Source organism: Staphylococcus sp. FSL K6-0223 (assembly GCF_038008285.1).
Genome location: NZ_JBBOYX010000002.1, coordinates 897,950 through 919,859 on the forward strand (window position 1 = coordinate 897,950; position 21,910 = coordinate 919,859).

Sequence of the window (21,910 nt, forward strand, 5' to 3'; positions counted from 1 at the left end):
AAAAACCTTTTTAGTTATTAACTTTTACCGGAGTGATAGGTAGTTGATGATTTAAAACAGCTAAAATATTATTAACACAAAGTTGTACCATTCGATCTCTTGTGAGACGTGATGCGCTTCCAATATGAGGTACTATCACCGCGTTATCAAGTTTCAATAGAGGATGATTCACATCAATAGGTTCTTGACGCAATACATCAATTCCACAACCTAAAATAGTATGATTTCGTAGCGCTTCAACCAATGCAGTTTCATCAACAATGGCACCTCGTCCAATATTAATGAAAATGGCATCATTCTTCATCAAATTGAATGCTTTTGAATCAAATTGATTCTCAGTTTGTGGTGTTAACGGTGCTGTACAAATGACAAAGTCACTTTCTTTTAATAAAGATTCAAATGAAACGTACGTCGCATCTAATTCTTTTTCAGCTTCTGGATTCTGAGTACGATTGTGATATAAAATACGAGTATTAAAACCTTTTAAACGACGCGCAAACGCTCTACCAATATCACCCATACCATATATACCTACTGTCGAACCGTGAACATCTTTTCCGGAAAGTAAATAAGGCCCCCAGCTTTGCCATTGACCCTCTTGCACATATCTTTCCGCTTCAATAATGCGTCTAGCAACGGTTAACATAAGTGTAAAACCTAATTCAGCAGTCGTTTCAGTTAATACATCAGGTGTGTTAGTTACAGTAATGTCATGATCATTCGCTCTGACGACATCTATGTTGTCATAACCTACAGCCATATTTGCAATAATTTTAAGGTCAGACGCTTCTGTCAATACTTCGTCGTCTACGCTTTCACTTAAAGTAATAAAACAGGCAGTAGCGTCTTTAACTTCACTTAAAAATGTTTCTCTAGGCATTGGTGTTAATTCTTTATCCCACATGACAACATCGCCGATTTGTTCTAATTGTTCAATAAATTTTTGAGGAATCTTTCGAGTAATTAGTATTTTGTTCATCCATTCACCCCAGTTTATTTTACATCTATTATTTAATGCTTACCTTAGAAAATTATTACACAGTACTATGGGTTACTTTTCAAGTTCAGTGATAGCAACATTTAAATCTGCGAAAGAATGTGTGGGTGGTACTTCTTTAGTTTGAATTTCTTCGTAAGTAGTTACGCCTGTTTGAACGTGAATCGTATCAATGCCTACATTAATACCTGACATAATATCTGTATCATACAAGTCTCCTACCATGGCTACATCCTCTTTATTTAAACCTAGTATTTCTAGAGCTTTATCCATAATTATCGTTTCAGGTTTACCAATAAATTGTGGTTGTACCCCAGTAGAAACACTAACAACACTTGTAATAGCGCCATTTCCAGGTAAGAACCCTCTTTCCTTAGGAATGGAGACGTCAGGATTAGTAGAGAGGAATTTAGCACCATTCCTAACTCCTAATGTGGCTACTGCAAGTTTTTCATATGTAACTTCTTCATCTAAACCAATCACCACATAATCTACATGTTCATCAGCTTTTACAGATAATCCTGCTTCAGTTAAAGCTGTTTTCAAGCCATTACCACCAAGCATGTAAACTGATGCATTTGTATGTTCTTCTGAAATAAAGTCAGCAGTAGCAAGTGCTGAAGTCACAATTTCCTCAGGTTTCGCATCAATTTTCATTTCACGAAGTTTATCTACAACTTGGTCCGGTGTCTTCGTTGAGTTATTTGTAACATATAAATGTGGTATTTCATTGCGATTCAAATAATCTATAAATTGTGCCGCTCCATCGATTTCATCTGTACCTTTGTACATCGTACCATCTAAATCGATTAAATAGGCTTTATAATTCTTCACTATTGGTTCTCCCCTTTTCCAAATGCAGTAATTGGAACGTTCTCACTTTCAAGAAATTGTATAACCTCTTTGATAAATTCCTTATAATATGGCAATGCTTTATCAAATAAAGGCATGATTTCTTTTACTTTTAATTCTGTATAATTGTGTGCAAATTGTTTTCTGACATCTACAGTGTCATTAATATGGGTTTGAGTTTCCTTAGAAATTACATTTTCTAATTCTAGAATATCAATCACGTCTTTATAGTTACCTGGATCTCTTAAAATAAACCCATCTATAATCATATTTCCAATATCTACTGATGATTCGATTAACATTTGAGCAATACGTTCATACGAATAATGATTTTCTTTATTTTTATCATAATCCTCTGTCAAACCTTGTAAATAGGTCAATTTCTGTGTCAATTTTTCTTTATCTACGAAATACATTCGTTCGTCACCTCTTCATACATCTATCATGCATATCATATCATAATTTTGCAGTCGTCTTCATTTGTCGTTATACTTAGACGTAACACTTTTTGGAAAATAAAGGAGCGCATAACGCATGATTGATATGTACTTATATGATGACGAAGAACAAAGCCAAGTTCAGTTCGTAGGGTTTGTTGGAGAACACAGTCGTTATGATTTAATGCTCGTTCAAACTGACAGACACTATGGGAAAACACTCGTATTAAATATGCAAACAAATAAATTCGGAATTATAGGAACAGATGATATTGAAGAAGAAGGCTATATTGCACATATACTTGGTGTCACAGAAGAAGAAGGCGATGAAATTATTGAATACTTGAACGAAGTGATTCATTAAATATATCTGTTAACAAGAACGTAATCATACCACTACAACAATGAGCAAAAATGATATATATCTACTTATAAATCATAAAGGCCCATTAAATCGAGATATAGTGCTCGACTTAATGGGCCTTTATCTATCTTCAGTATCATGTGTCTTCTCAGTATCTTGAATTGTAGGTTGTATTTTAACATCATGAAGTTTATCTATAAGATCCGCTTCATCCTCTACTTCGTCTACTAGTTCATTTTCGGGTATATGTCGTACTACAAAATATGGGCAACCAAAATTACAGTATTCTAGTATGTAATCTTGAATACTTGAAAACCGTTTACTTATCTCAGCTTTCTTATTGCTATCTTTATAAAAACCTTTTAAACGTAATTGATCATAACCAAAATCACCAACTACATAATCATACTTATTTAAAATATCTGAGTATCTCGCTGCAAATGTTTCCTCATTGAAACAATCTCTATATTCTTCAATTAATTCAAAGTATTGTTCTTCTACTTTAATCATCGTTTCACCTAATCTAATTAATATAAAAACTTAGGTTGATGACGAACCAACCTAAGTTTCAGAATATATATTACATCTTATTTACTTAATTGTTCTTCACCTTGGCGTTGTCTTTCTTTAGCTGCTTCGTTAACTTGTTCATCTGCGTGATATGAACTACGTACAAGTGGACCTGCTTGGCAATGTTTGAAGCCTTTATCCATAGCAACTTTTCTCATTTTACCAAATTCTAAAGGTGTATAATATTTCTCAACTTTAAGATGTTTACGAGAAGGTTGTAAGTATTGTCCTATTGTAAGGATGTCTACATCATTTGCACGTAAATCATCCATTGTTTCATAAATTTCTTCCATTGTTTCCCCTAAGCCGACCATAAGACTAGATTTCGTTGGAATATCAGGTTGTAGTTCTTTAGAACGACGGAGAAATTCTAACGTACGATCGTACGTAGCACGGGCACGTACTCTAGGCGTTAAGCGACGAACTGTTTCAATATTATGATTTAAAATGTCTGGTCTTGAAGCCATTAAGGTTTCAAGCGCTTCATAATCTCCACCCATATCCGATGGTAAAATCTCAATCGTTGTAAATGGGTTTCTTTCTCTAACTTTACGCACTGTTTCAGCGTAGACATTTGAGCCTTGGTCTCTTAAATCGTCACGAGCAACTGCAGTAATAACCACATGTTTTAAGTTCATTAACTCTACTGATTCAGCGACACGTTCTGGTTCATTTAAATCTAACTCGTTCGGCAAACCAGTTTTAACCGCACAGAATCGACAAGCTCTTGTACAAACAGCCCCTAGAATCATAAACGTAGCTGTACGTCTAGCTCCCCAACATTCGTGTATGTTTGGACACTTTGCTTCTTCACAAACTGTGTGTAAATTTTTCTCACGCATCATCTTTTTGAGACCAGTATAGTTTTCGTTCGTGTTAAGCTTAATCTTCAACCAATCTGGTTTACGCAAAATTTCTTCATTTTTAGTCGCCATAACAACGCATACCCTCCTGTTTAATATCTCTTCGTTTATTATAACGAAATTAACAATAAATTAAAATCTAATATACGTTAAATTTAAAATCTAAGCAACTTTTCCTTGAAAATGTCTCTTAAAAATTCTGGCATGATATAATCTGTTGGCAAGCCTTTTAAAATCGGGAAATATCTACCAAATGTATACATATCGACAGTACCTAACGTGTATTGATGATCTGTTTGAATTTCTTCCCCATTTATGAAGTATCTATTTTCAGATTCTATGAATCCTAGATTATAAAGAATATAACCACCGAAAATGTCACCTCTAAAACCTAAGCCTTGAGCATGTTCATGCATGTATTCCTGTTTTTGGCTCTTTTGAATGACTTTAATTAATTCGTCACCGGTTAAACGAACCCTCACTAAGTTAATCGGATGCGGTAACATACGATGAATATCATATTCCGTGACTTTATCAGCCTCTATACTATTCACAATTAACCCAGCATTCACTAATGCACAATCTGCATGCGTAAATTCATAAACACTCTCTGCTAATAAGTAAGAAGTTTCGGTAATGACATCCGTTTTTTTCAGTAATTTAACATGATGGTCAATGACAGGCTCACTTAATAAAGCTTTACCTTCCTCTTCAAAGTGCGTTTCAACTTGTGGTAACGCATCGAGAGGATGTAATTTCGCTTTTTTATCAGAGACTTTACCATGTTCGATGGTTAGGTTGACTTCTCCTAAGAAATGACCATATTTCCCAGCTGCGGCCATAAGTACGCCATTGTTAAATTCACCATTTTCAAAGTAATGGTGTGTATGACTCCCGAAAATGACATCAATTTCAGGAATTTCTTGGCATAATTTCTCATCAAAGAAAACGCCCACATGGCTCATAACAATTAAAATATCAAATTGACCCTTATGAGCTTCAATTTCATCTTTAATTGCCGCTAATGGATCAGTCACAACCCAATCCAGTGCTCTGTAAAAAGGCGTGAATGGTGCTGTTGCAGCCACAAATAATATACGACTACCTTCAATTTCTTTAATATATGAAGACGTTATATGATTAGGTAAATATCCTTTCTCATCAAACACATTTGCACATATGACTTTAAAATTCGCGTCAGTGTATAAATTTTGTAGTGCTTCATGAGAAATCGTCATACCTTCGTTATTACCAATCGTCGCAATATCACAATGTGCTTGATTAAGTAATTCAATATTCTTTTTACCAATCGTTGCTTCTGTGACAGGGGCTGATAAATCGACATGATCACCAATATCTAAATAAAGGGAGGGATGTTGAAGTTGTGGTCGATGGCTAGCCATATAAGATTGAATACGGGCATATTCATTTAAGTGACTGTGAATATCGTTTGTATGATAAATTGTTAATTCCATGACACGTCCCCCTCTCAAATTAATCAATCAATTATACTTATTAGTTACTTTAGCATTTAACATCTCTATCTGAAAGTAGAAGTGCTTAGAGTATTACAAGAGAGATTTAATTATTAAATAAGCGCCTAATAATAACATGACCGTTCTTAGTAGCATGACTACTGTATCTGATTTAAGTGAACGATTCACTTTAACTCCTATTTGCGCTCCAATAATACTAGAAATAATCAATGCCACTGAATAACCCCAAGCGACATGACCTTGTACAATGTGTCCAATAGAACTCATTACACTTGAAAAGAAAATCATCATCATACTTGTTCCTACAGCAACATGTGGTGGAAATCTAAATACAATGAGCATTAATGGAGTCATTAGAGCTCCTCCACCTATACCAAATAAACCGGTAAGTATACCTATAAATAAAGTTGCGACAAATGCAAAGAATGGTGGCACACTGTAATGATAGGTTTTACCCTCTGCATCAACATATGTACGTTCATATTGTGGTTTATCAAATATTTTGAAAGGTTTAATTTTATGACGCACCATAAGCAATATTGCTACACAAATCATAAAAATACCAAAGTATAAGTTAAATGAATCTAAAGTTAAAAATTGACTTAAAAATGAACCTATGAGCGATCCTGGTAATAAGCCAAAAAGAAAAATAGAACCGTTTTTTATATCAACTTGTTTCGTTTTTAAATAACCTAATGAAGATGATAATCCTGTAACGATAAGGATAACTGAAGATGTACCAATAGCAATCTGTGGAGTGATGCCATGAAGTATATGATGATTCACTCCTAAATATACAAGCGTCGGCACAATAATTATGCCGCCTCCTATACCTACAATTGACCCTAAGATTGCTGAGAGTCCACCTATTAAAACAAGTAAAATAATAGTTAATAACATGATATTCGCCTCTTAAAATAATTTTAATTGTTGTGGAGCTAAACCTTCATAATCAATGCCTAGTATACCTTGATATGTTTTAGCATTTTGAGCTGCATGTCCACCTGAATTATTATTAAAAATTACATAAACTTTTTTAGCTTTTTGATTTAGTATTTTAACCTTTTGTGCTAAATCTTCAAGTTCTTCTTCATTATAATCATACAAATATCTAACATCTCGCCATTCTTGATCTGTCATATCTTTTTTCGTCCATCCATGACGATTACGGCCATGATAACGTACAAAAGCTACTTGGTTTGTAATTCTGTTAACGAGAGGAATACTACCTTCTTTTACTTGAGGTTCATCAACAACAGAATGTATAATTTGATGATCTGTTAAAAATGATAAAGTTTGCTCTTTAAAACGATCATCGAACCAAGATTGATGTCGGAACTCCACGCACATAGGAACTTCCTCTAATTGCTTTCTTACATATAAAATGTAGTTAATATTTTGAGCGTTGCAATCAAACCATGGTGGAAATTGAACTAGGACCATCGCAAGTTTATTATGCTCTTTAAGAGGCTCAAGCATCTCTTTAAATTGTTCAAATAATTCACTACGTGTTTCCGCATATTCTTTATAATCTGCATGAAGGGTTAATGCTTGATGTATTTTTACAATAAATTGAAAACGTTTAGGCGTTTCATTTATCCATTTCATTATGTTTCGTTCTGGTTGAATTGCATAATATGAGGCATCTAATTCCACTATGGGAAAATGACTAGCGTAAGTCTTTAACTTGTCACTTTTGCGGTCTAAATCCTCATATAATGTATCATGGTCTCCCCAACCAGTAAGACCTATTTCTATCATTTTTATCACTATCAACATGATACCACACTATAATAGAGTGGTTCACTCGAACAAGCTAAAATTTACATATTCTTTATTATTATAAAAATCGATGATTTCCAAATAAAAAGAGAAGGATACTCCGTTATTATCAACGGATGCTTTCCCTCTCTTAATTGAACTATATCTATATAAGTTGTAATTTCTTATTCACTTGCGATATGACTCTATCCATTATCATTGCAGCATGCATTTTCTCAGCAAGACGTGGAGATTGTCCACTCCACATATGTGTAAGTTCTCTATTACCATCTTGAGCTGCAGCTTTTCTGATACTATTAGTCAGTTGATTTTGAATTGGATAATCAGGAATTTCGCCATCAAACTGTTTCATTTCATCAATAAACTCATTATGAATCCCTCGTGCATACTTACCACTAAATACTTTAGTAACTACAGTGTCTGTTTCCTTGCTTCCTAGAATAGCATTTTTTAATAAATCACTCGCAGCACTTTCATCAGAAATCAGGAATGCTGTACCCATTTGCACACCTTGTGCGCCAAGCATCATGCTCGCAAGCAATCCTCTACCGTCCATAATTCCGCCTGCAGCTACAACCGGTACCGTCACATTATCTACCACTTGAGGTACAAGCGACATTGTTCCTATCATAGGCTCATCATCGCCATGATTTAAAAATGAACCCCTGTGTCCACCTGCTTCACTGCCTTGTGCGACAATGATATCCATTCCTGAACGCTCATTTTCAATTGCTTCATCAACACTTGTAGCTGTACCGACTAAAGTGACATTTGCTTCTTTAAGTTTTTGAATTGTTTCTTCATCAGGAATACCGAATGTGAAACAACATACAGGCACACGATACTTAATAATTAAATCAATCGCTTGTTTAAACTGTATATCCTCTGTGACGTTGACAACAGGTTCCTCTAAATTAAATGCACGTCTATATGGTTTCAACCAAGCATTCATATGATTAATTTGGTCTGGTAGATAACGATTTTTACTAGGAACAAAGAGATTCACGCCAAAAGGTTTATCAGTCAATCGTTGCACTTCTAAAATTTCATTTTCCAACTTTTCAGCATTAAAATAACCTGCACCAATTGTGCCTAAACCACCACGTTCACTAATAGTTGAGACTAGGTGAGGCGTCGTACTACCAGCCATTCCTGCTTGAATGATAGGATATTGTATGCCCAATACTTTCGTCATTCCATTTTCATTCCACATTATGTTTCACCCTTCTTAATAAAGTTATCGGCCTTTCATACTTTGAGGAAGTCTTTGATTTTTTAATTTTTCTTCTTCTTCTTGATCCATTTCATCCTCAATTTCCATGCCCAGTAATTCTTCAATTAAGTCTTCATGTGACACGATCGCATCGGTACCACCATATTCATCCAACACAATCGCTAAATGCTTACGCGTCACAGTCATTTTACGAAGCACCCATTCCGCTCGATTGTGCTCGTTTACAAATAGTGGGCTCGATGCATAATTCGTAATTTTATCGTCTTTATGCTTACTCCATGCTAATAAATATTTTGAATGAAATACACCGATAATATCATCAATATCTTCATCATACACCGGATACCTTGTATAAGGTTCATTCATAACTGTTTCATATGCTTCATCATAAGTGACTTCTTTTGAAAATGCCACTACCTTCACGCGTGGTGTTGTATCTACATCAGTTATCTTTAATTTTTCAAAGTCCATCACATTTTGTAAACGTGCATTTTCAACTTCATTAAATGCACCTTCTCGTCCTGCAATATTTAATAATGTACGTATTTCTTCTTTTGAAAAACGCTTTTCCACAGGTTTTCCTCGAGAAAACAAATGATTAATACCTTCTGTCATTTTATTCAATACGAATGTGATAGGCTTTAAAATAATAACTAAAATATTGATAATTGGATAAACCAAACGTGAAATTTGATCTGGAAATGTCGCAGCAATTGATTTCGGAATAACCTCTGAAATTAAAATAATTAATATAATTATAATTACAGAAGCAACGACAATATTGACTCCCTTTCGAATAGCTAAAATAGCTACTAGAATAGGTAAAATAATATTTGCTACGTTATTTACTATAAGAATAGTCGTAATAAATTCATTGGGTTTATCTAATAATTTTGAAAGTCCTTTAGCTTTTCTGTCACCATTCTTCGCAGCAGTTTGAAACTTAGTACGATTAGCAGCAGTTAATGCCGTTTCACTTCCAGAGAAGAAAAACGAAACTAAAAATAAAATGATAATCGAGACAATCATGATGTATTCTCCTTATAAAATAATCATTGTGAACTTTTATACACTATTTCCCAAGAAATAAACATTCGAAACGATAAACCACTATGACAATAAATGAATCAAATAAATAACCTGCCAACAACTCTGATATAAGGTTGATGACAGGTTTAATATTCTAAATTATTAAATTCGTAACTTTAGTGTATAATTAGCCGATTGAACCTTCCATTTCGAATTTGATTAATCTGTTCATTTCTACTGCATATTCCATTGGTAATTCTTTAGTGAATGGTTCAATGAAGCCCATAACAATCATTTCAGTGGCTTCTTCTTCAGAAATACCACGACTCATAAGATAGAATAATTGTTCTTCTGACACTTTAGACACTTTAGCTTCGTGTTCTAATGAAATATTGTCATTAAATACTTCATTATATGGAATTGTATCAGACGTAGATTCATTATCTAAGATTAACGTATCACATTCAATATTTGAACGTGCACCTTTAGCTTTGCGTCCGAAGTGAACGATACCACGATAAATAACTTTACCACCATTTTTAGAGATGGATTTAGAAACGATAGTTGAAGATGTATTAGGAGCTTTATGAATCATTTTAGCACCGGCATCTTGAACTTGACCTTTACCAGCGAAAGCAATTGATAATGTACTACCTTTAGCACCTTCACCTAGTAATACACAGTTAGGGTATTTCATTGTTAACTTAGAACCTAAGTTACCGTCTACCCATTCCATGTTACCATTTTCATGAACAAAAGTACGTTTAGTAACTAAGTTATAGACATTGTTTGCCCAGTTTTGAATAGTTGTGTAACGAACATGCGCATCTTTATGCACTATAATCTCAACAACAGCCGAATGTAATGAGCTTGTTGAATAAACTGGTGCAGTACAACCTTCAACATAGTTTACTGATGCACCTTCATCCGCAATAATTAAAGTACGCTCAAATTGACCCATATTTTCTGAGTTAATACGGAAGTATGCTTGTAAAGGTGTATCTAATTTAACGTTTTTCGGTACATAGATAAATGATCCACCTGACCATACTGCTGAATTTAATGCCGCGAATTTATTATCTGCAGCAGGTACAACAGATGCAAAGTATTCTCTGAATAAATCTTCATTTTCGCGTAATGCACTATCAGTATCTTTGAAGATAATTCCTTTTTCTTCTAATTCTTTCTCCATGTTGTGATAAACAACTTCTGATTCATATTGTGCAGATACACCAGCTAAATATTTTTGTTCAGCTTCAGGAATACCTAATTTGTCAAACGTACGTTTAATTTCTTCAGGGACTTCATCCCAAGAACGTTCTGTATGCTCTGATGGTTTAACATAATAAGTAATATCATCAAAGTCTAATTCTGATAAGTCTCCGCCCCATTGTGGCATAGGCATTTTATAGAATAATTTCAATGCTTTAAGACGGAAATCTAACATCCATTGCGGTTCTTCTTTCATCTTAGAAATTTCAGTAACGATATTTTCTGTTAAACCTCGCTCTGATCTAAAAATGGACACATCCTCATCGTGGAAACCATATTTATAATCTCCAACATCAGGTGCTTTTTTAGCCATTTTAATCACTCCTTGAATTGATAATTAATAAACAACGTGCGCATGAGATTTTTAATTTATATAGTTAAAAGTGTAATACTTAAAAATGACTATTCTTTAAAGTTGTAATATATATTATAACAACATACTGTAGTCATCTAAAGACTACATAGTTGCTATAATTTAAGTTTACCCGATTCATTTTAAAACACACTGAAGAAGATATTAATAATTAATTATTCTTCTTCAGTTGTGCCTTCTGCTTTACCTTCTTTTTCAACTGTACCTTTCTCTAAAGCTTTCCAAGCAAGAGTTGCACATTTGATACGTGCTGGGAATTGAGATACACCTTGTAATGCTTCAATGTCACCCATCTCTTCCGTAATTTCATAATCTTCACCGAGCATCATCTTAGTGAATTCTTGGCTCATTTGCATAGCTTCAGCAAGAGAATGACCTTTTACCGCTTCTGTCATCATTGATGCACTTGACATAGAAATTGAGCAACCTTCTCCTTCGAACTTTGCATCATTAATTATACCGTCTTGAATATCAAATGTTAGACGAATACGGTCACCACATGTAGGGTTATTCATATCCACTGTCATTGAGCCGTTATCTAAAACACCTTTATTTCTAGGGTTCTTATAATGATCCATAATTACAGATCGATATAGTTGATCTAAATTATTAAAATTCATAAGAGAAAAACTCCTTCGTTTGTTTCAATGCTTGAACTAATTGATCAATATCCTCTTTAGTGTTGTAAACATAGAAACTTGCTCGTGCAGTTGAGGATACATTAAGCCATTTCATTAGTGGTTGTGCACAGTGATGTCCAGCTCGAACAGCCACACCTTCAGTATCAACTGCTGTCGCAACATCATGAGGGTGAATATCCGAAAGATTGAAAGTAATCACACCTGCTCGACGATCTTTAGGTGGTCCATAAATTTCTAAACCTTCAATTGCAGACATTTGCTCGTATGCATACTCAGTCAGCTCTTTCTCATGCTTGTGTATAGCATCAAAGCCAAGATCTTCAATGTAACGAATCGCTTCACCTAAACCAATAGCTTGTGCAATAAGAGGTGTTCCAGCTTCAAATTTCGTTGGTAAATCAGCCCAAGTAGCATCGTATTTACTAACAAAATCAATCATATCTCCACCGAATTCTACAGGTTCCATATCTTTAAGTAATTGACGTTTACCATATAAAACACCAATACCTGTAGGTCCTAACATCTTATGTCCACTAAAACTATAAAAATCAGCATCAATATCTTGCATATCCAAGGCCATATGTGGTGCAGCTTGAGCGCCATCAACACTAATAATAGCACCATGTTCATGTGCGATCTCTGCAATCGTTTTAACATCATTAATTGTACCTAAGACGTTTGATACATGTGCAATAGCTACAATCTTAGTTTTTTCATTTATTGTTTCTTTAATGTCATCTACTCTAAGTTCGCCTTCATCAGTCATTGGGATAAATTTTAGTGATGCATTTTTACGCTTGGCTAATTGTTGCCATGGAACAATATTCGCGTGATGTTCCATCTCAGTCACAACTATTTCATCGCCTTCTTCGACGTTAGCGTCACCATAACTACGTGCAACAATATTGATTGATGCAGTTGTCCCTCTAGTGAAAATAATTTCTTCAAAATATTTAGCATTAATAAATCGACGAACAGTTTCACGAGCACTTTCATAGCCATCTGTTGCTAGTGATCCTAAAGTGTGAACACCACGGTGGACGTTAGAGTTATAACGTCTATAATAATCATCTAATACATTTAACACTTGAACAGGCGTTTGACTTGTAGCAGTTGAATCAAGATACGCTAAGCGCTTTCCGTTAACTTGTTGTTCAAGAATCGGGAAATCTTTAATGACATTGTTTACATTAAAAGCTTTTTCGGCCACTATATTCACGACCTTTCTATAATTAAAAATCTCGTTTTATTGGGTTAATAATTTTTGAAAATTTAAATTAAAGATTTATTTAGAAACTTTACGTTCAATAACTTCTCTTAATTGACGTTTAACGTCTTCAATTGGTAATTCACGAACTACTGGGTCTAAGAAACCATGTATAACTAAACGTTCAGCTTCAGTTCTTGAAATACCGCGGCTCATTAAGTAATAAAGTTGCTCAGGATCAACTCGACCTACTGACGCAGCGTGACCTGCTTCAACATCGTCTTCATCAATTAATAAGATAGGGTTAGCGTCACCACGTGCATTTTCAGATAGCATTAGTACACGAGATTCTTGATTAGCGATAGATTTAGTACCGCCGTGTTTAATATAACCAATACCATTAAATACTGAAGATGCATTTTCTGTCATTACGCCATGTTTTAAGATATAACCGTCAGTTTCTTTACCATACTGAACAATTTTAGATGTTAAATTAATTTTTTGGTCACCTGTACCAACTACAACTGATTTCAATTCACTAGTTGAACGATCACCAATTAAGTTAGTAGTATTATCAATAATTTGACTACCTTCATTCATTAAACCTAATGCCCAATTAATAGAGGCATCTGCTTCAGTTGTACCGCGACGAATAATGTGACCGGTAAAACCTTTATCCAAGTAATCTACAGAGCCATAAGTGACATTAGAATTAGCTCCTGCAATCACTTCTGAAACAATATTAATTTGATTATCTTCACCATTTGCATTAGATAAATAATTCTCTACATAAGTTACTTCTGCACTTTCTTCAGTAACAAGAATAACGTGATTATAGAAACTTGCATTATCGTCGTCATGAAGTACAACGTATTGAATTGGATGTTCAACTACAACATTCTTAGGTACATATACAAATATACCACCATTCATTAATGCAGTGTGTAGCGCTGTTAAACGATGTTCATCAATATCTACAGCTTTAGTCATGAAGTATTTTTGAACTAATTCACTGTGATTCACCAATGCTTCTGATAAACCTTCAATAATGACACCATCTTTTTTAGCTTGGTCTGACACTTGACTATAAGCTAAATCGTTATTGTGTTGAATTACTAAATTTTCAGAGTTTTCAACATCGATAATTTGTTTTACTGATTCTGGTAATTCGCTGAGGTTTTCATATGCACTGCCTTTTGTTTCATGTTGTTTAAATGTATCAAAATTCCATTTTCGTAATTTTGTTTTATCAGGTTTTGGCATTTCTAAAGTTTCTGTTAATTTCAACGCTTTTTTACGTAATTCTGTCATCCAAGAAGGTTCATTGTGCGCTTTTGAATAATCAACAAGTTGTTCTTCAGAAATGTTCAAAGTTTCAGTTGTCATAACTTTCTTTGCCTCCTACTTGATGAAATATAATTTGCTTAGTATGTTCATTTTCATCTTTAAAAGTGAACATCTCATTGTAAAAAGTCCTATTGACGACTATTCAGCTGCACCAAATTCTTCTTTAACCCATTCATAACCTTCTTCTTCAAGGCGTTTAGCTAGCTCTGGGCCACCAGATTTTACTACTTTACCACCATACATAACATGCACTTTATCAGGTGTGATGTAGTTTAATAAACGTTGATAGTGCGTAATCATTAATGCACCAAAGTCTTCACCACGCATTTGATTAATTCCTTTAGATACAACTTTTAAAGCATCGATATCTAAACCAGAATCAATTTCATCTAGAATAGCGAATTTCGGTTCTAACATCATTAATTGTAGAATTTCGTTACGTTTTTTCTCCCCACCAGAGAAACCTTCGTTTAAGTAACGTTGAGCCATATCTTGATCAATATCTAAGAAATCCATCTCTTTATCCAATTTCTTGATAAATTGCATTAAATTAATTTCTTGTCCTTCTTCACGTTTAGCATTAATAGCAGAACGCATGAAATCAGCATTTGTAACACCAGTGATTTCTGAAGGATATTGCATTGCTAGGAATAAACCTGCTTTAGCTCTTTCATCAACTTCTAATTCTAAAATATTAACGCCGTCTAATAATACTTCCCCTTGTGTCACTTCATAACTTGGGTGTCCCATGATTGCAGATGATAATGTTGATTTACCAGTGCCGTTAGGACCCATAATTGCGTGTATTTCTCCTGTATTTACAGTTAAGTTTACACCTTTTAAAATTTCTTTATCCTCAATAGACACATGTAGGTCTTTGATTTCTAATGTTGATGACATTTATATTCCCTCCGTAAAATATAAAGTTTTCTTAACTAGTTTATAATAATTTTAATCTGTAGTCAAAAAGACTTAGTGAATTTCAATTCTCTTTATTATAACGCACTTAAGCACTAATATAAACTTTTTAAACCGTTTATTTAGATTAATTCTTTAAATAAAATTATTTTTATTTAACTCGTAAAATTTCATTAAATGATAAAGATAAGCTCAATTTCTCAATAGCCAATTTTTAGACAAAATAAAAGGTTTGTTTCCCTAAAATTTGAATTTTGTGATATTATGCAGTTTAACCTTTAAATCTTAAATGAAAGGAGCCATTCATGAACAACTTTAAATGGACGAATATTCTTAAAGGTTTTGGCATGGGTACAAGTGATTTAATTCCTGGTGTAAGTGGTGGAACAATAGCTTTACTGCTAGGTATCTATGATGATTTTATTAGTTCTGTAAGCGGACTGTTCTCGAAACGTTTTTGGCCGAGTTTTAAATTTTTACTTCCTATTTTATTAGGAATGGGTTTAGCCATCGCTTTATTAAGCAACTTATTCAACTATTTATTAAGCTATCACGAAATTCCAACTATGTTCTTTTTCACAGGATTGATTATTGGAATCATTCCATATTTACTAAAAACTTCTAACTTTAAGCAAATGTTTAAAACCAAACACTATCTAATGATTTTAATTGGAATTATTATTTTGGTCATCATTACACTTCTTAATAATGGTGATAAACATTCTGGCGAAACATTAACTTTATCTTTCGGTCTTATTATTAAATATTTTATAGCTGGTATGTTCGCCTCAAGTGCAATGTTATTACCCGGAATCTCTGGATCTTTTATGTTATTAGTATTTGGTGCCTATGGGACGGTAATGTTTTCAATCTCTGAGCTAGTGAACTTAAATTTCACAGCATTACCTATTTTAATCATCATTGGATTAGGTATTTTGACAGGATTCATGCTGTCTAGTCGTATGATTCAGTACTTCCTACACCATCACACAACGATGACGTTCGCATTGATTATTGGATTTGTAATTGGTTCAATTTATGCAGTTTTCCCAGGCTTTCCTGAAAATGGCCTAGTTTGGATAATCTCATTTTTAACAATAATTATAGGCTTTATTGTTAGTTTTACCTTAGGACTAATTACAGCAAAATCAGATAATCAATAAATTTTAATATTTTTAACACAATAAAGCCCGCACGTACGATTCTGTACCTGAGGGCTTTTTAAAAGTAACGAGACAAATTTATTTGTCGCCTTTAAATTTATCAATTACATCGTTAGCTTTTTCTTTAGCGTTATCAACAACTTCTTTAGCTTTACCTGAAGTTTTATCTTCTTTGCCTTCTTGTTCTAAATTTTTATTATCTGTAGCGTTACCTACTGTTTCTTTAATATTACCTTTAGCTTGTTCAAATTTATTATCTTCAGCCATTGTAATTTCCTCCTTATGACTTTATCTTTATAATTTATACCCTCTAAAATCTAGAATAAACATCAATATAATGATAATCGCTTAATTTTTTATTTTAAAAGATTGCTTTATACAGTGATTTTCATATACTAAAATTACCAAAAGCTTTTTAAGGAGTGTAGTTATGAAATTCGTCAATATTACATCTATGACTGAAGGTGGACTTAATAAGAAAGTTAATCGTTTTTTAGAACAAAATCCAAATATAGAAGTCTTAAAATTTGATTATCAAATGGGATACGGTGGTCTCGGTGTAGGTATTCTTTATAGAGTAGTATAAAATTTAAATAAAAAGATCACTCTCTTAACATATGCGTTAAGAAAGTGATCTTTTGTTTTACTTAGCTGGTACGACTGCACCATCATATTTTTTATCGATATAATCTCTGATTTCTTTAGATTGAAGAACTTCCATTAAAGCTTTAATTTTCTTATCATCTTTATGTCCTTTTTTAACTGCAATTAAGTTAGCATAAGGATTATCTTTGGCTTTTTCTAAGGCGATTGAGTCTTTTTTAGGACTTAATTTTTGGTCAATTGCGTAGTTAGAATTGATGATAACTGCATCAGCTTTTTGATTTTGGTAAATTTTTGGTAAGTATTCGGCTGATTGTTTGTTATTAAATTTGATATCTTTTTTATTCTCTTCGATATCACTAAATTTAGCGTCTTCAATCTTAACGCCTTTTTTAAGTTTAATTAAGCCTTCATCCACGAAAAATTTTAAGAAACGTCCTTGTTCAGCAGGATTATTTGAAACGTAGACCGTTGCACCTTTAGGTAAATCTTTCAAACTTTTATATTTTTTAGAGTAAACTGCCATAGGTTCTAATTCTACATCTCCAGCAGATTCAATTTTGTATCCTTTTTCTTTACTTTCAGTTTTCAAATATGGTGTATGTTGGAAGAAGTTTGCGTCGATTTCACCTTTATCTAATAATTTATTAGGTGTAGTGTAATCGTTAATTGTTTTAATCTTTAAGTCATAACCTTTTTTCTCAAGTAATGGTTTAGCTTTTTCTAAAATTTCAGCGTGAGGGGCTGGAGAAGCACCTACTGTGATTGTTTTCTCTTTGTCACCACCGCCACCACAAGCAGCTAAAGCAACTGTTAATGCCAAAACTAAAATAATACCTAAAATTTTTTTCATTGAACGTTTTCCCCTTTTCTTTAGCGTTTATCAATTTTATTTGTAAGCCAATCCCCAAGGAATTGAATTATAAATACAATAATTAAAATGAATACAGTTGAAACTAATATGACATCATTTTGATTCCTAGTAAATCCTGTTAAGTATGCTAAGTTACCTAAACCACCTGCCCCGATTACACCTGCTATGGCAGTTGAACCAACTAAAGCAATAGCGGTTACAGTAATACCTGAGACTAAAGCTGGCATCGCTTCAGGAAGTAGTACTTTGCGTACAACAGTCCATGTGTTAGCTCCCATTGACCAAGCCGCTTCAATTACACCTTTATCAATTTCTTTAAATGCAATTTCTACTAAACGAGCATAGAATGGAGCTGCACCAATTATAAGTGCAGGTAATGCTCCTGTCGGTCCACTAATAGTACCTAAGATGACACTCGTAAATGGTATGAGTAATAAAATTAAAATAATGAACGGAATGGCTCTAAATAAGTTCACTATAAATGAGACAATTGTATAGAATATTCGAGCTGCTGGTGAATGACTCTTCGCAGATAGGAAAAGTAACACACCTAAAATCAAACCAAATATAAAGGCGAAAATAGTAGAAACAATTGTCATATACAGCGTTTCTAAAATAGCTTGCCATACATCTGGCCATTGAACATTAGGCATTGTAAACATTTCATGAAAAATTTCGCCATAAGACTTACCCATGTCTCAACACCTCCACATTCACATGTTGCTCATGAAGATCATTTTTAAAATGTTCAAAGCTATCATTATTAATGTGTGGAATATGAATCACTAAGAATCCTATAGACCCATTTCTAGTATTCTTGATGTCAGCTTCTAGAATATTAACGTCAATATTATGTGTTTTCGTGATATACGAAACAATAGGTTCAGTTGCATTATCACCAGTAAAGTTCAATCTCACTATGTAAGAATCACTCGCTAATGGTTCTAATTCATCTAAAGAATCTTCAAAATCATCATTTAAATCGTCTTTAACAAAGCGTTTTGTAACCGCGTGTTGAGGATTCTCAAACACTTCACTTACTTTACCTTGCTCTATTACTTTACCGCTTTCCATTACAGCAACTTCATCACATATACGTCTAATTACGTGCATTTCATGAGTAATTAAAACGATAGTAAGATTTTGCTGTTCTCTTACTTTAAGTAATAGGTCCAAAATTTCGTCAGTTGTTTGAGGGTCTAAAGCACTCGTAGCTTCATCACAAAGTAAAACATCAGGATCATTTGCTAATGCTCTAGCAATACCTACTCTTTGTTTTTGTCCCCCAGATAACTCTGATGGATAAGCACTTTCTCGTCCTTTCAAACCTACCAATTCTACTAATTCGAGTGCTTTTTGCTTCGCTTTACCACTTGGGACTCCTGCGATTTCAAGCGGAAATGTGATATTTTTTAAAACGGTTCTTGACCATAATAAGTTGAAATGTTGGAAAATCATACTTACTTTTTGTCGTTTTTTTCGTAGCTCTGATTTAGATAATTTACTAATATTGTCCCCGTCAATTATTACATCTCCTGAAGTTGGAGATTCCAAGTTGTTGAACATTTTAATTAGTGTACTTTTACCAGCACCAGAGAAACCAATAACGCCAAAAATTGAGCCTGATTCAATATTTAAATCAACGTGATCAACTGCAAGAACATCTTTGTTCTTAGTATGATATCGTTTAACTATTTGATTTAACTCAATCACGTTAATAGCCTCCTTAAATTGCATATATAAATTAAAAAATGCTTTCTCAACTTATAGAGAGTTGAGAAAGCATTCTAAAAATCTTCTTTCTCTCATCTTCTAAAGTTGAACTTTATGTGAATTGGCACCATTTCTATATCAGACGGTTGCCGGGCTTCATAGGGCACATCCCTCCACCTCTCTCGATAAGAGTTGTCGCATCATTTAATTTGTATTAATCCTACCATCGTACTAGAGTTTCGTCAATAATTATTTTAAATTTTCTAACAAATAAGGAACTGATTGAAATGCATAGATTCTATTTTCTTCTTTGTCCTTATTCATTACCAATAGAACAGGAACTGACATTATTTCTTTTTCTTTACTAAAATCCGGATGAAAATTTAAATCTACCTTCTTAATAGGCAGCTGTAATATATCATTAGCAATATCTAACATTCTTTCTGAGACTTTACATGTCCCACACATAGGTGTATATCCAAATATAAGATGTTTATCTTCATTATAGTTTTCTGTTATATCTTCGAGATCGATTGTACTACTCATTAACTAAAACTAACCTTTCAGTGTTTAAATTAGGCATTAGATTCTTCTCTTTTCGCACTGCGAATCCGTATCTATTTAAAACATTAGCTAAATAGTTTTTAGGACATTTAGCTACTTCACAATATGTTTTATCAACATATATATGTTCACTTTCGCTTAAATATCGCTTAAACCATTTTCTAATTTTTTCTCCTTCATCATCAGAATCTGCAAGAACATAAACTTGTTTGCCATAAAGTGATTCTATCATATCATCGATTTTATCTATACTCATGGTCCCATGGGTACAAATAATACTTACTGGTTCTGCAATAACTTGTTGCACGCGTTTTTTATCCGACTTACCTTCAACAATGATAACTTTATTCACAATAGTCATGTCAATCCACCTTCTAAGAGTCGATAGTTAACTGTCACTTACATCATTCACAGAATCCTCAAAAACTAAACATTTTTAGAAACACTTAGCACTTTAGTGCTTAGTGTTTCTTATGCATGAGCTTTAGCTCAGGCGTTCCTCTTTTCCACTTAGAATTTTAGTGCTAAGTGTTTCTAAGATAATCTAAAAAAACTCCTTGATTATATTAATCGAGGAGTTTAAACATACTATTCACCAATCATCTCAGAATATTGCTCTGCTGATAATAATTGATCTAATTGACTTTGATCACTAATCTCTACTTTTACCATCCATGCTTTTTCATATGGTGATTCGTTAACAAATTCAGGACTATCTTCTAATTCGTCGTTAACTTCGACGATTTTACCTGAGATAGGCGCATATAATTCTGATACAGTTTTAACTGATTCAACACTACCAAAAGTATCGCCTTCATTTAAATCTTCATCTGTTTCAGGTAATTCAACAAATACGATATCACCTAATTCATTTTGAGCATATTCTGTGATACCAATAGTAGCTACATTATCTTCTACTTTAACCCATTCATGTTCTTTAGAATATTTAAATTCGCTCGGTACTGCCACGAGAATCCCCTCCTAATTATTAATTACATTTTAATGATGCCACACTGATATTGTTCAATCAACTAATATCTAAAAGATTTAATATGATAAAATTCGTGTTTATTTATGTAAAATAACATATTCGCATCATTTCAGTTTTTAATGTTCACTTTTAAAATAAATATTTAAATACTATAACCAAGTATCTTTATACTGATCTTCTTTAAATCCTAAAGTGATTTTTTCTCCAGAGATAGCTAATGGACGTTTTACCAACATTCCATCAGATGCTAATAAATCTAATTTTTCATCATCTGACATGTCTTTAAGTTTATCTTTCAAATTAAGTTCACGATATTTAGCGCCATGAGTGTTAAATAATTTATTTACTTCAACACCTGTTTTTTCAATGATATCTTCAAATTCTTTCTTAGTAGGTGTGTGTTGTACGATATCAATAGGTTCATAGCTCACACCATATTCATTTAAATATTTAGCGGCTTTCTTACAAGTCGTACAATTTGAATATTGATAAAATTTAATCATTCGTTTGTTACCTCCTTCTCTTTATTAAGACAAATATATCATTTTCTTTAGGAAAACGCTCTACTTTTTAAGCTAATATTTTTATAAAAAAGATATCATTGGTTATAATAAATTTAC

The 21,910-nt window shown here is 33.3% G+C and carries 26 protein-coding genes and 1 riboswitch; of the genes, 3 read left to right on the top strand and 23 right to left on the bottom strand.

What is annotated here, in order from left to right; translation table 11 throughout:
* Positions 1-10: 10 nt before the first annotated feature.
* From MHI13_RS15195 to MHI13_RS15205, 3 genes are all read right to left on the bottom strand, one after another.
* Positions 11-979 carry a 2-hydroxyacid dehydrogenase gene (locus MHI13_RS15195; RefSeq protein WP_064210367.1) on the bottom strand — a complete coding sequence of 323 codons (969 nt, stop codon included), beginning with the start codon at positions 977-979 and terminating at the stop codon, positions 11-13.
* 72 nt (positions 980-1,051) lie between these two features.
* Positions 1,052-1,831 (bottom strand): TIGR01457 family HAD-type hydrolase, encoded by a 780-nt coding sequence (locus MHI13_RS15200; protein ID WP_064210368.1) that lies wholly within the window; start codon positions 1,829-1,831, stop codon positions 1,052-1,054.
* Positions 1,831-2,265 carry a DUF86 domain-containing protein gene (locus MHI13_RS15205; protein WP_340761450.1) on the bottom strand — a complete coding sequence of 145 codons (435 nt, stop codon included), beginning with the start codon at positions 2,263-2,265 and terminating at the stop codon, positions 1,831-1,833. Before MHI13_RS15205 ends, MHI13_RS15200 begins: the two co-directional genes overlap by 1 nt.
* A gap of 118 nt (positions 2,266-2,383) precedes the next feature.
* Here MHI13_RS15205 and MHI13_RS15210 point away from each other — a divergent pair, with 118 nt between their 5' ends.
* Entirely contained in the window at positions 2,384-2,650 is a 267-nt protein-coding gene (locus MHI13_RS15210) for a DUF3055 domain-containing protein (protein WP_002433513.1), read from the top strand.
* Between the two features lie 120 nt (positions 2,651-2,770).
* On the opposite strand, the gene MHI13_RS15215 is transcribed toward MHI13_RS15210, so the two are convergent.
* From MHI13_RS15215 to sufC, 12 genes are all read right to left on the bottom strand, one after another.
* Complete coding sequence (locus tag MHI13_RS15215) at positions 2,771-3,160, bottom strand: YutD family protein (RefSeq protein WP_023350622.1); 390 nt, start codon at positions 3,158-3,160, stop codon at positions 2,771-2,773.
* A 77-nt stretch (positions 3,161-3,237) separates the two neighbouring features.
* Positions 3,238-4,155, bottom strand: coding sequence for a lipoyl synthase (lipA, locus tag MHI13_RS15220; RefSeq protein ID WP_002433269.1), 918 nt, complete (start codon positions 4,153-4,155; stop codon positions 3,238-3,240).
* A gap of 83 nt (positions 4,156-4,238) precedes the next feature.
* Entirely contained in the window at positions 4,239-5,558 is a 1,320-nt protein-coding gene (locus MHI13_RS15225) for a bifunctional metallophosphatase/5'-nucleotidase (protein ID WP_030065007.1), read from the bottom strand.
* A gap of 93 nt (positions 5,559-5,651) precedes the next feature.
* The gene (locus tag MHI13_RS15230; protein WP_002433256.1) at positions 5,652-6,479 is read right to left on the bottom strand and encodes a sulfite exporter TauE/SafE family protein; all 828 of its coding nucleotides are present in this window, start codon (positions 6,477-6,479) and stop codon (positions 5,652-5,654) included.
* A gap of 12 nt (positions 6,480-6,491) precedes the next feature.
* On the bottom strand, positions 6,492-7,340 hold the full coding sequence (locus tag MHI13_RS15235; RefSeq protein ID WP_002433507.1) for a DUF72 domain-containing protein: 849 nt from the start codon (positions 7,338-7,340) through the stop codon (positions 6,492-6,494).
* A 166-nt stretch (positions 7,341-7,506) separates the two neighbouring features.
* Positions 7,507-8,574 carry an NAD(P)H-dependent flavin oxidoreductase gene (locus tag MHI13_RS15240; protein ID WP_064210371.1) on the bottom strand — a complete coding sequence of 356 codons (1,068 nt, stop codon included), beginning with the start codon at positions 8,572-8,574 and terminating at the stop codon, positions 7,507-7,509.
* Between the two features lie 24 nt (positions 8,575-8,598).
* Positions 8,599-9,624 (bottom strand): hemolysin family protein, encoded by a 1,026-nt coding sequence (locus MHI13_RS15245; RefSeq protein WP_064210372.1) that lies wholly within the window; start codon positions 9,622-9,624, stop codon positions 8,599-8,601.
* 187 nt (positions 9,625-9,811) lie between these two features.
* The gene (sufB, locus tag MHI13_RS15250; protein WP_002433495.1) at positions 9,812-11,209 is read right to left on the bottom strand and encodes a Fe-S cluster assembly protein SufB; all 1,398 of its coding nucleotides are present in this window, start codon (positions 11,207-11,209) and stop codon (positions 9,812-9,814) included.
* A 215-nt stretch (positions 11,210-11,424) separates the two neighbouring features.
* Entirely contained in the window at positions 11,425-11,889 is a 465-nt protein-coding gene (gene sufU, locus MHI13_RS15255; RefSeq protein ID WP_002433278.1) for a Fe-S cluster assembly sulfur transfer protein SufU, read from the bottom strand.
* Entirely contained in the window at positions 11,879-13,129 is a 1,251-nt protein-coding gene (locus MHI13_RS15260) for a cysteine desulfurase (RefSeq protein WP_193750979.1), read from the bottom strand. The genes sufU and MHI13_RS15260 overlap by 11 nt, the downstream gene beginning before the upstream one ends.
* Positions 13,130-13,195: 66 nt before the next feature.
* The gene (sufD, locus tag MHI13_RS15265) at positions 13,196-14,503 is read right to left on the bottom strand and encodes a Fe-S cluster assembly protein SufD (RefSeq protein WP_023350627.1); all 1,308 of its coding nucleotides are present in this window, start codon (positions 14,501-14,503) and stop codon (positions 13,196-13,198) included.
* Between the two features lie 99 nt (positions 14,504-14,602).
* Entirely contained in the window at positions 14,603-15,364 is a 762-nt protein-coding gene (sufC, locus tag MHI13_RS15270; RefSeq protein WP_002433436.1) for a Fe-S cluster assembly ATPase SufC, read from the bottom strand.
* 323 nt (positions 15,365-15,687) lie between these two features.
* Between sufC and MHI13_RS15275 the strand changes: the two genes are divergently transcribed.
* The gene (locus MHI13_RS15275) at positions 15,688-16,545 is read left to right on the top strand and encodes a DUF368 domain-containing protein (RefSeq protein WP_064210374.1); all 858 of its coding nucleotides are present in this window, start codon (positions 15,688-15,690) and stop codon (positions 16,543-16,545) included.
* 78 nt (positions 16,546-16,623) lie between these two features.
* On the opposite strand, the gene MHI13_RS15280 is transcribed toward MHI13_RS15275, so the two are convergent.
* Positions 16,624-16,812: a CsbD family protein gene (locus tag MHI13_RS15280; protein ID WP_002433364.1), complete on the bottom strand. Its 189-nt coding sequence runs from the start codon at positions 16,810-16,812 to the stop codon at positions 16,624-16,626.
* Positions 16,813-16,975: 163 nt separating this feature from the next.
* Here MHI13_RS15280 and MHI13_RS15285 point away from each other — a divergent pair, with 163 nt between their 5' ends.
* On the top strand, positions 16,976-17,131 hold the full coding sequence (locus MHI13_RS15285; RefSeq protein WP_002433227.1) for a hypothetical protein: 156 nt from the start codon (positions 16,976-16,978) through the stop codon (positions 17,129-17,131).
* Between the two features lie 57 nt (positions 17,132-17,188).
* Here MHI13_RS15285 and MHI13_RS15290 read toward each other — a convergent pair whose 3' ends face one another.
* From MHI13_RS15290 to MHI13_RS15320, 7 genes are all read right to left on the bottom strand, one after another.
* Positions 17,189-18,001 carry a MetQ/NlpA family ABC transporter substrate-binding protein gene (locus tag MHI13_RS15290; RefSeq protein WP_002452800.1) on the bottom strand — a complete coding sequence of 271 codons (813 nt, stop codon included), beginning with the start codon at positions 17,999-18,001 and terminating at the stop codon, positions 17,189-17,191.
* A 20-nt stretch (positions 18,002-18,021) separates the two neighbouring features.
* Complete coding sequence (locus tag MHI13_RS15295) at positions 18,022-18,717, bottom strand: methionine ABC transporter permease (RefSeq protein ID WP_002433122.1); 696 nt, start codon at positions 18,715-18,717, stop codon at positions 18,022-18,024.
* Complete coding sequence (locus MHI13_RS15300; protein WP_064210375.1) at positions 18,710-19,735, bottom strand: methionine ABC transporter ATP-binding protein; 1,026 nt, start codon at positions 19,733-19,735, stop codon at positions 18,710-18,712. The genes MHI13_RS15295 and MHI13_RS15300 overlap by 8 nt, the downstream gene beginning before the upstream one ends.
* Before the next feature lie 89 nt (positions 19,736-19,824).
* A riboswitch (SAM riboswitch) is annotated at positions 19,825-19,927 on the bottom strand.
* 57 nt (positions 19,928-19,984) lie between these two features.
* Entirely contained in the window at positions 19,985-20,281 is a 297-nt protein-coding gene (locus MHI13_RS15305; protein ID WP_002433313.1) for a thioredoxin family protein, read from the bottom strand.
* Complete coding sequence (locus tag MHI13_RS15310; protein ID WP_002452796.1) at positions 20,274-20,660, bottom strand: toprim domain-containing protein; 387 nt, start codon at positions 20,658-20,660, stop codon at positions 20,274-20,276. Before MHI13_RS15310 ends, MHI13_RS15305 begins: the two co-directional genes overlap by 8 nt.
* A 227-nt stretch (positions 20,661-20,887) precedes the next feature.
* Positions 20,888-21,268 carry a glycine cleavage system protein GcvH gene (gcvH, locus tag MHI13_RS15315; RefSeq protein WP_002433083.1) on the bottom strand — a complete coding sequence of 127 codons (381 nt, stop codon included), beginning with the start codon at positions 21,266-21,268 and terminating at the stop codon, positions 20,888-20,890.
* 171 nt (positions 21,269-21,439) lie between these two features.
* Positions 21,440-21,793, bottom strand: coding sequence for an arsenate reductase family protein (locus MHI13_RS15320; protein ID WP_064210376.1), 354 nt, complete (start codon positions 21,791-21,793; stop codon positions 21,440-21,442).
* Positions 21,794-21,910 lie beyond the last annotated feature (117 nt).

What these genes read in the sequence shown, in the direction of transcription:
- MHI13_RS15210 (WP_002433513.1), top strand. Translation starts at nt 2,384, where the DNA reads ATGATTGATATGTACTTATATGATGACGAAGAACAAAGCCAAGTTCAG.
- MHI13_RS15295 (WP_002433122.1), bottom strand. Translation starts at nt 18,717, where the DNA reads ATGGGTAAGTCTTATGGCGAAATTTTTCATGAAATGTTTACAATGCCT.
- lipA (WP_002433269.1), bottom strand. Translation starts at nt 4,155, where the DNA reads ATGGCGACTAAAAATGAAGAAATTTTGCGTAAACCAGATTGGTTGAAG.
- sufU (WP_002433278.1), bottom strand. Translation starts at nt 11,889, where the DNA reads ATGAATTTTAATAATTTAGATCAACTATATCGATCTGTAATTATGGAT.
- MHI13_RS15195 (WP_064210367.1), bottom strand. Translation starts at nt 979, where the DNA reads ATGAACAAAATACTAATTACTCGAAAGATTCCTCAAAAATTTATTGAA.
- MHI13_RS15225 (WP_030065007.1), bottom strand. Translation starts at nt 5,558, where the DNA reads ATGGAATTAACAATTTATCATACAAACGATATTCACAGTCACTTAAAT.
- MHI13_RS15230 (WP_002433256.1), bottom strand. Translation starts at nt 6,479, where the DNA reads ATGTTATTAACTATTATTTTACTTGTTTTAATAGGTGGACTCTCAGCA.
- MHI13_RS15205 (WP_340761450.1), bottom strand. Translation starts at nt 2,265, where the DNA reads ATGTATTTCGTAGATAAAGAAAAATTGACACAGAAATTGACCTATTTA.
- MHI13_RS15215 (WP_023350622.1), bottom strand. Translation starts at nt 3,160, where the DNA reads ATGATTAAAGTAGAAGAACAATACTTTGAATTAATTGAAGAATATAGA.
- sufD (WP_023350627.1), bottom strand. Translation starts at nt 14,503, where the DNA reads ATGACAACTGAAACTTTGAACATTTCTGAAGAACAACTTGTTGATTAT.
- sufC (WP_002433436.1), bottom strand. Translation starts at nt 15,364, where the DNA reads ATGTCATCAACATTAGAAATCAAAGACCTACATGTGTCTATTGAGGAT.
- MHI13_RS15280 (WP_002433364.1), bottom strand. Translation starts at nt 16,812, where the DNA reads ATGGCTGAAGATAATAAATTTGAACAAGCTAAAGGTAATATTAAAGAA.
- MHI13_RS15235 (WP_002433507.1), bottom strand. Translation starts at nt 7,340, where the DNA reads ATGATAGAAATAGGTCTTACTGGTTGGGGAGACCATGATACATTATAT.
- MHI13_RS15305 (WP_002433313.1), bottom strand. Translation starts at nt 20,281, where the DNA reads ATGAGTAGTACAATCGATCTCGAAGATATAACAGAAAACTATAATGAA.
- MHI13_RS15285 (WP_002433227.1), top strand. Translation starts at nt 16,976, where the DNA reads ATGAAATTCGTCAATATTACATCTATGACTGAAGGTGGACTTAATAAG.
- MHI13_RS15275 (WP_064210374.1), top strand. Translation starts at nt 15,688, where the DNA reads ATGAACAACTTTAAATGGACGAATATTCTTAAAGGTTTTGGCATGGGT.
- sufB (WP_002433495.1), bottom strand. Translation starts at nt 11,209, where the DNA reads ATGGCTAAAAAAGCACCTGATGTTGGAGATTATAAATATGGTTTCCAC.
- MHI13_RS15320 (WP_064210376.1), bottom strand. Translation starts at nt 21,793, where the DNA reads ATGATTAAATTTTATCAATATTCAAATTGTACGACTTGTAAGAAAGCC.
- MHI13_RS15245 (WP_064210372.1), bottom strand. Translation starts at nt 9,624, where the DNA reads ATGATTGTCTCGATTATCATTTTATTTTTAGTTTCGTTTTTCTTCTCT.
- MHI13_RS15310 (WP_002452796.1), bottom strand. Translation starts at nt 20,660, where the DNA reads ATGACTATTGTGAATAAAGTTATCATTGTTGAAGGTAAGTCGGATAAA.
- MHI13_RS15290 (WP_002452800.1), bottom strand. Translation starts at nt 18,001, where the DNA reads ATGAAAAAAATTTTAGGTATTATTTTAGTTTTGGCATTAACAGTTGCT.
- MHI13_RS15240 (WP_064210371.1), bottom strand. Translation starts at nt 8,574, where the DNA reads ATGTGGAATGAAAATGGAATGACGAAAGTATTGGGCATACAATATCCT.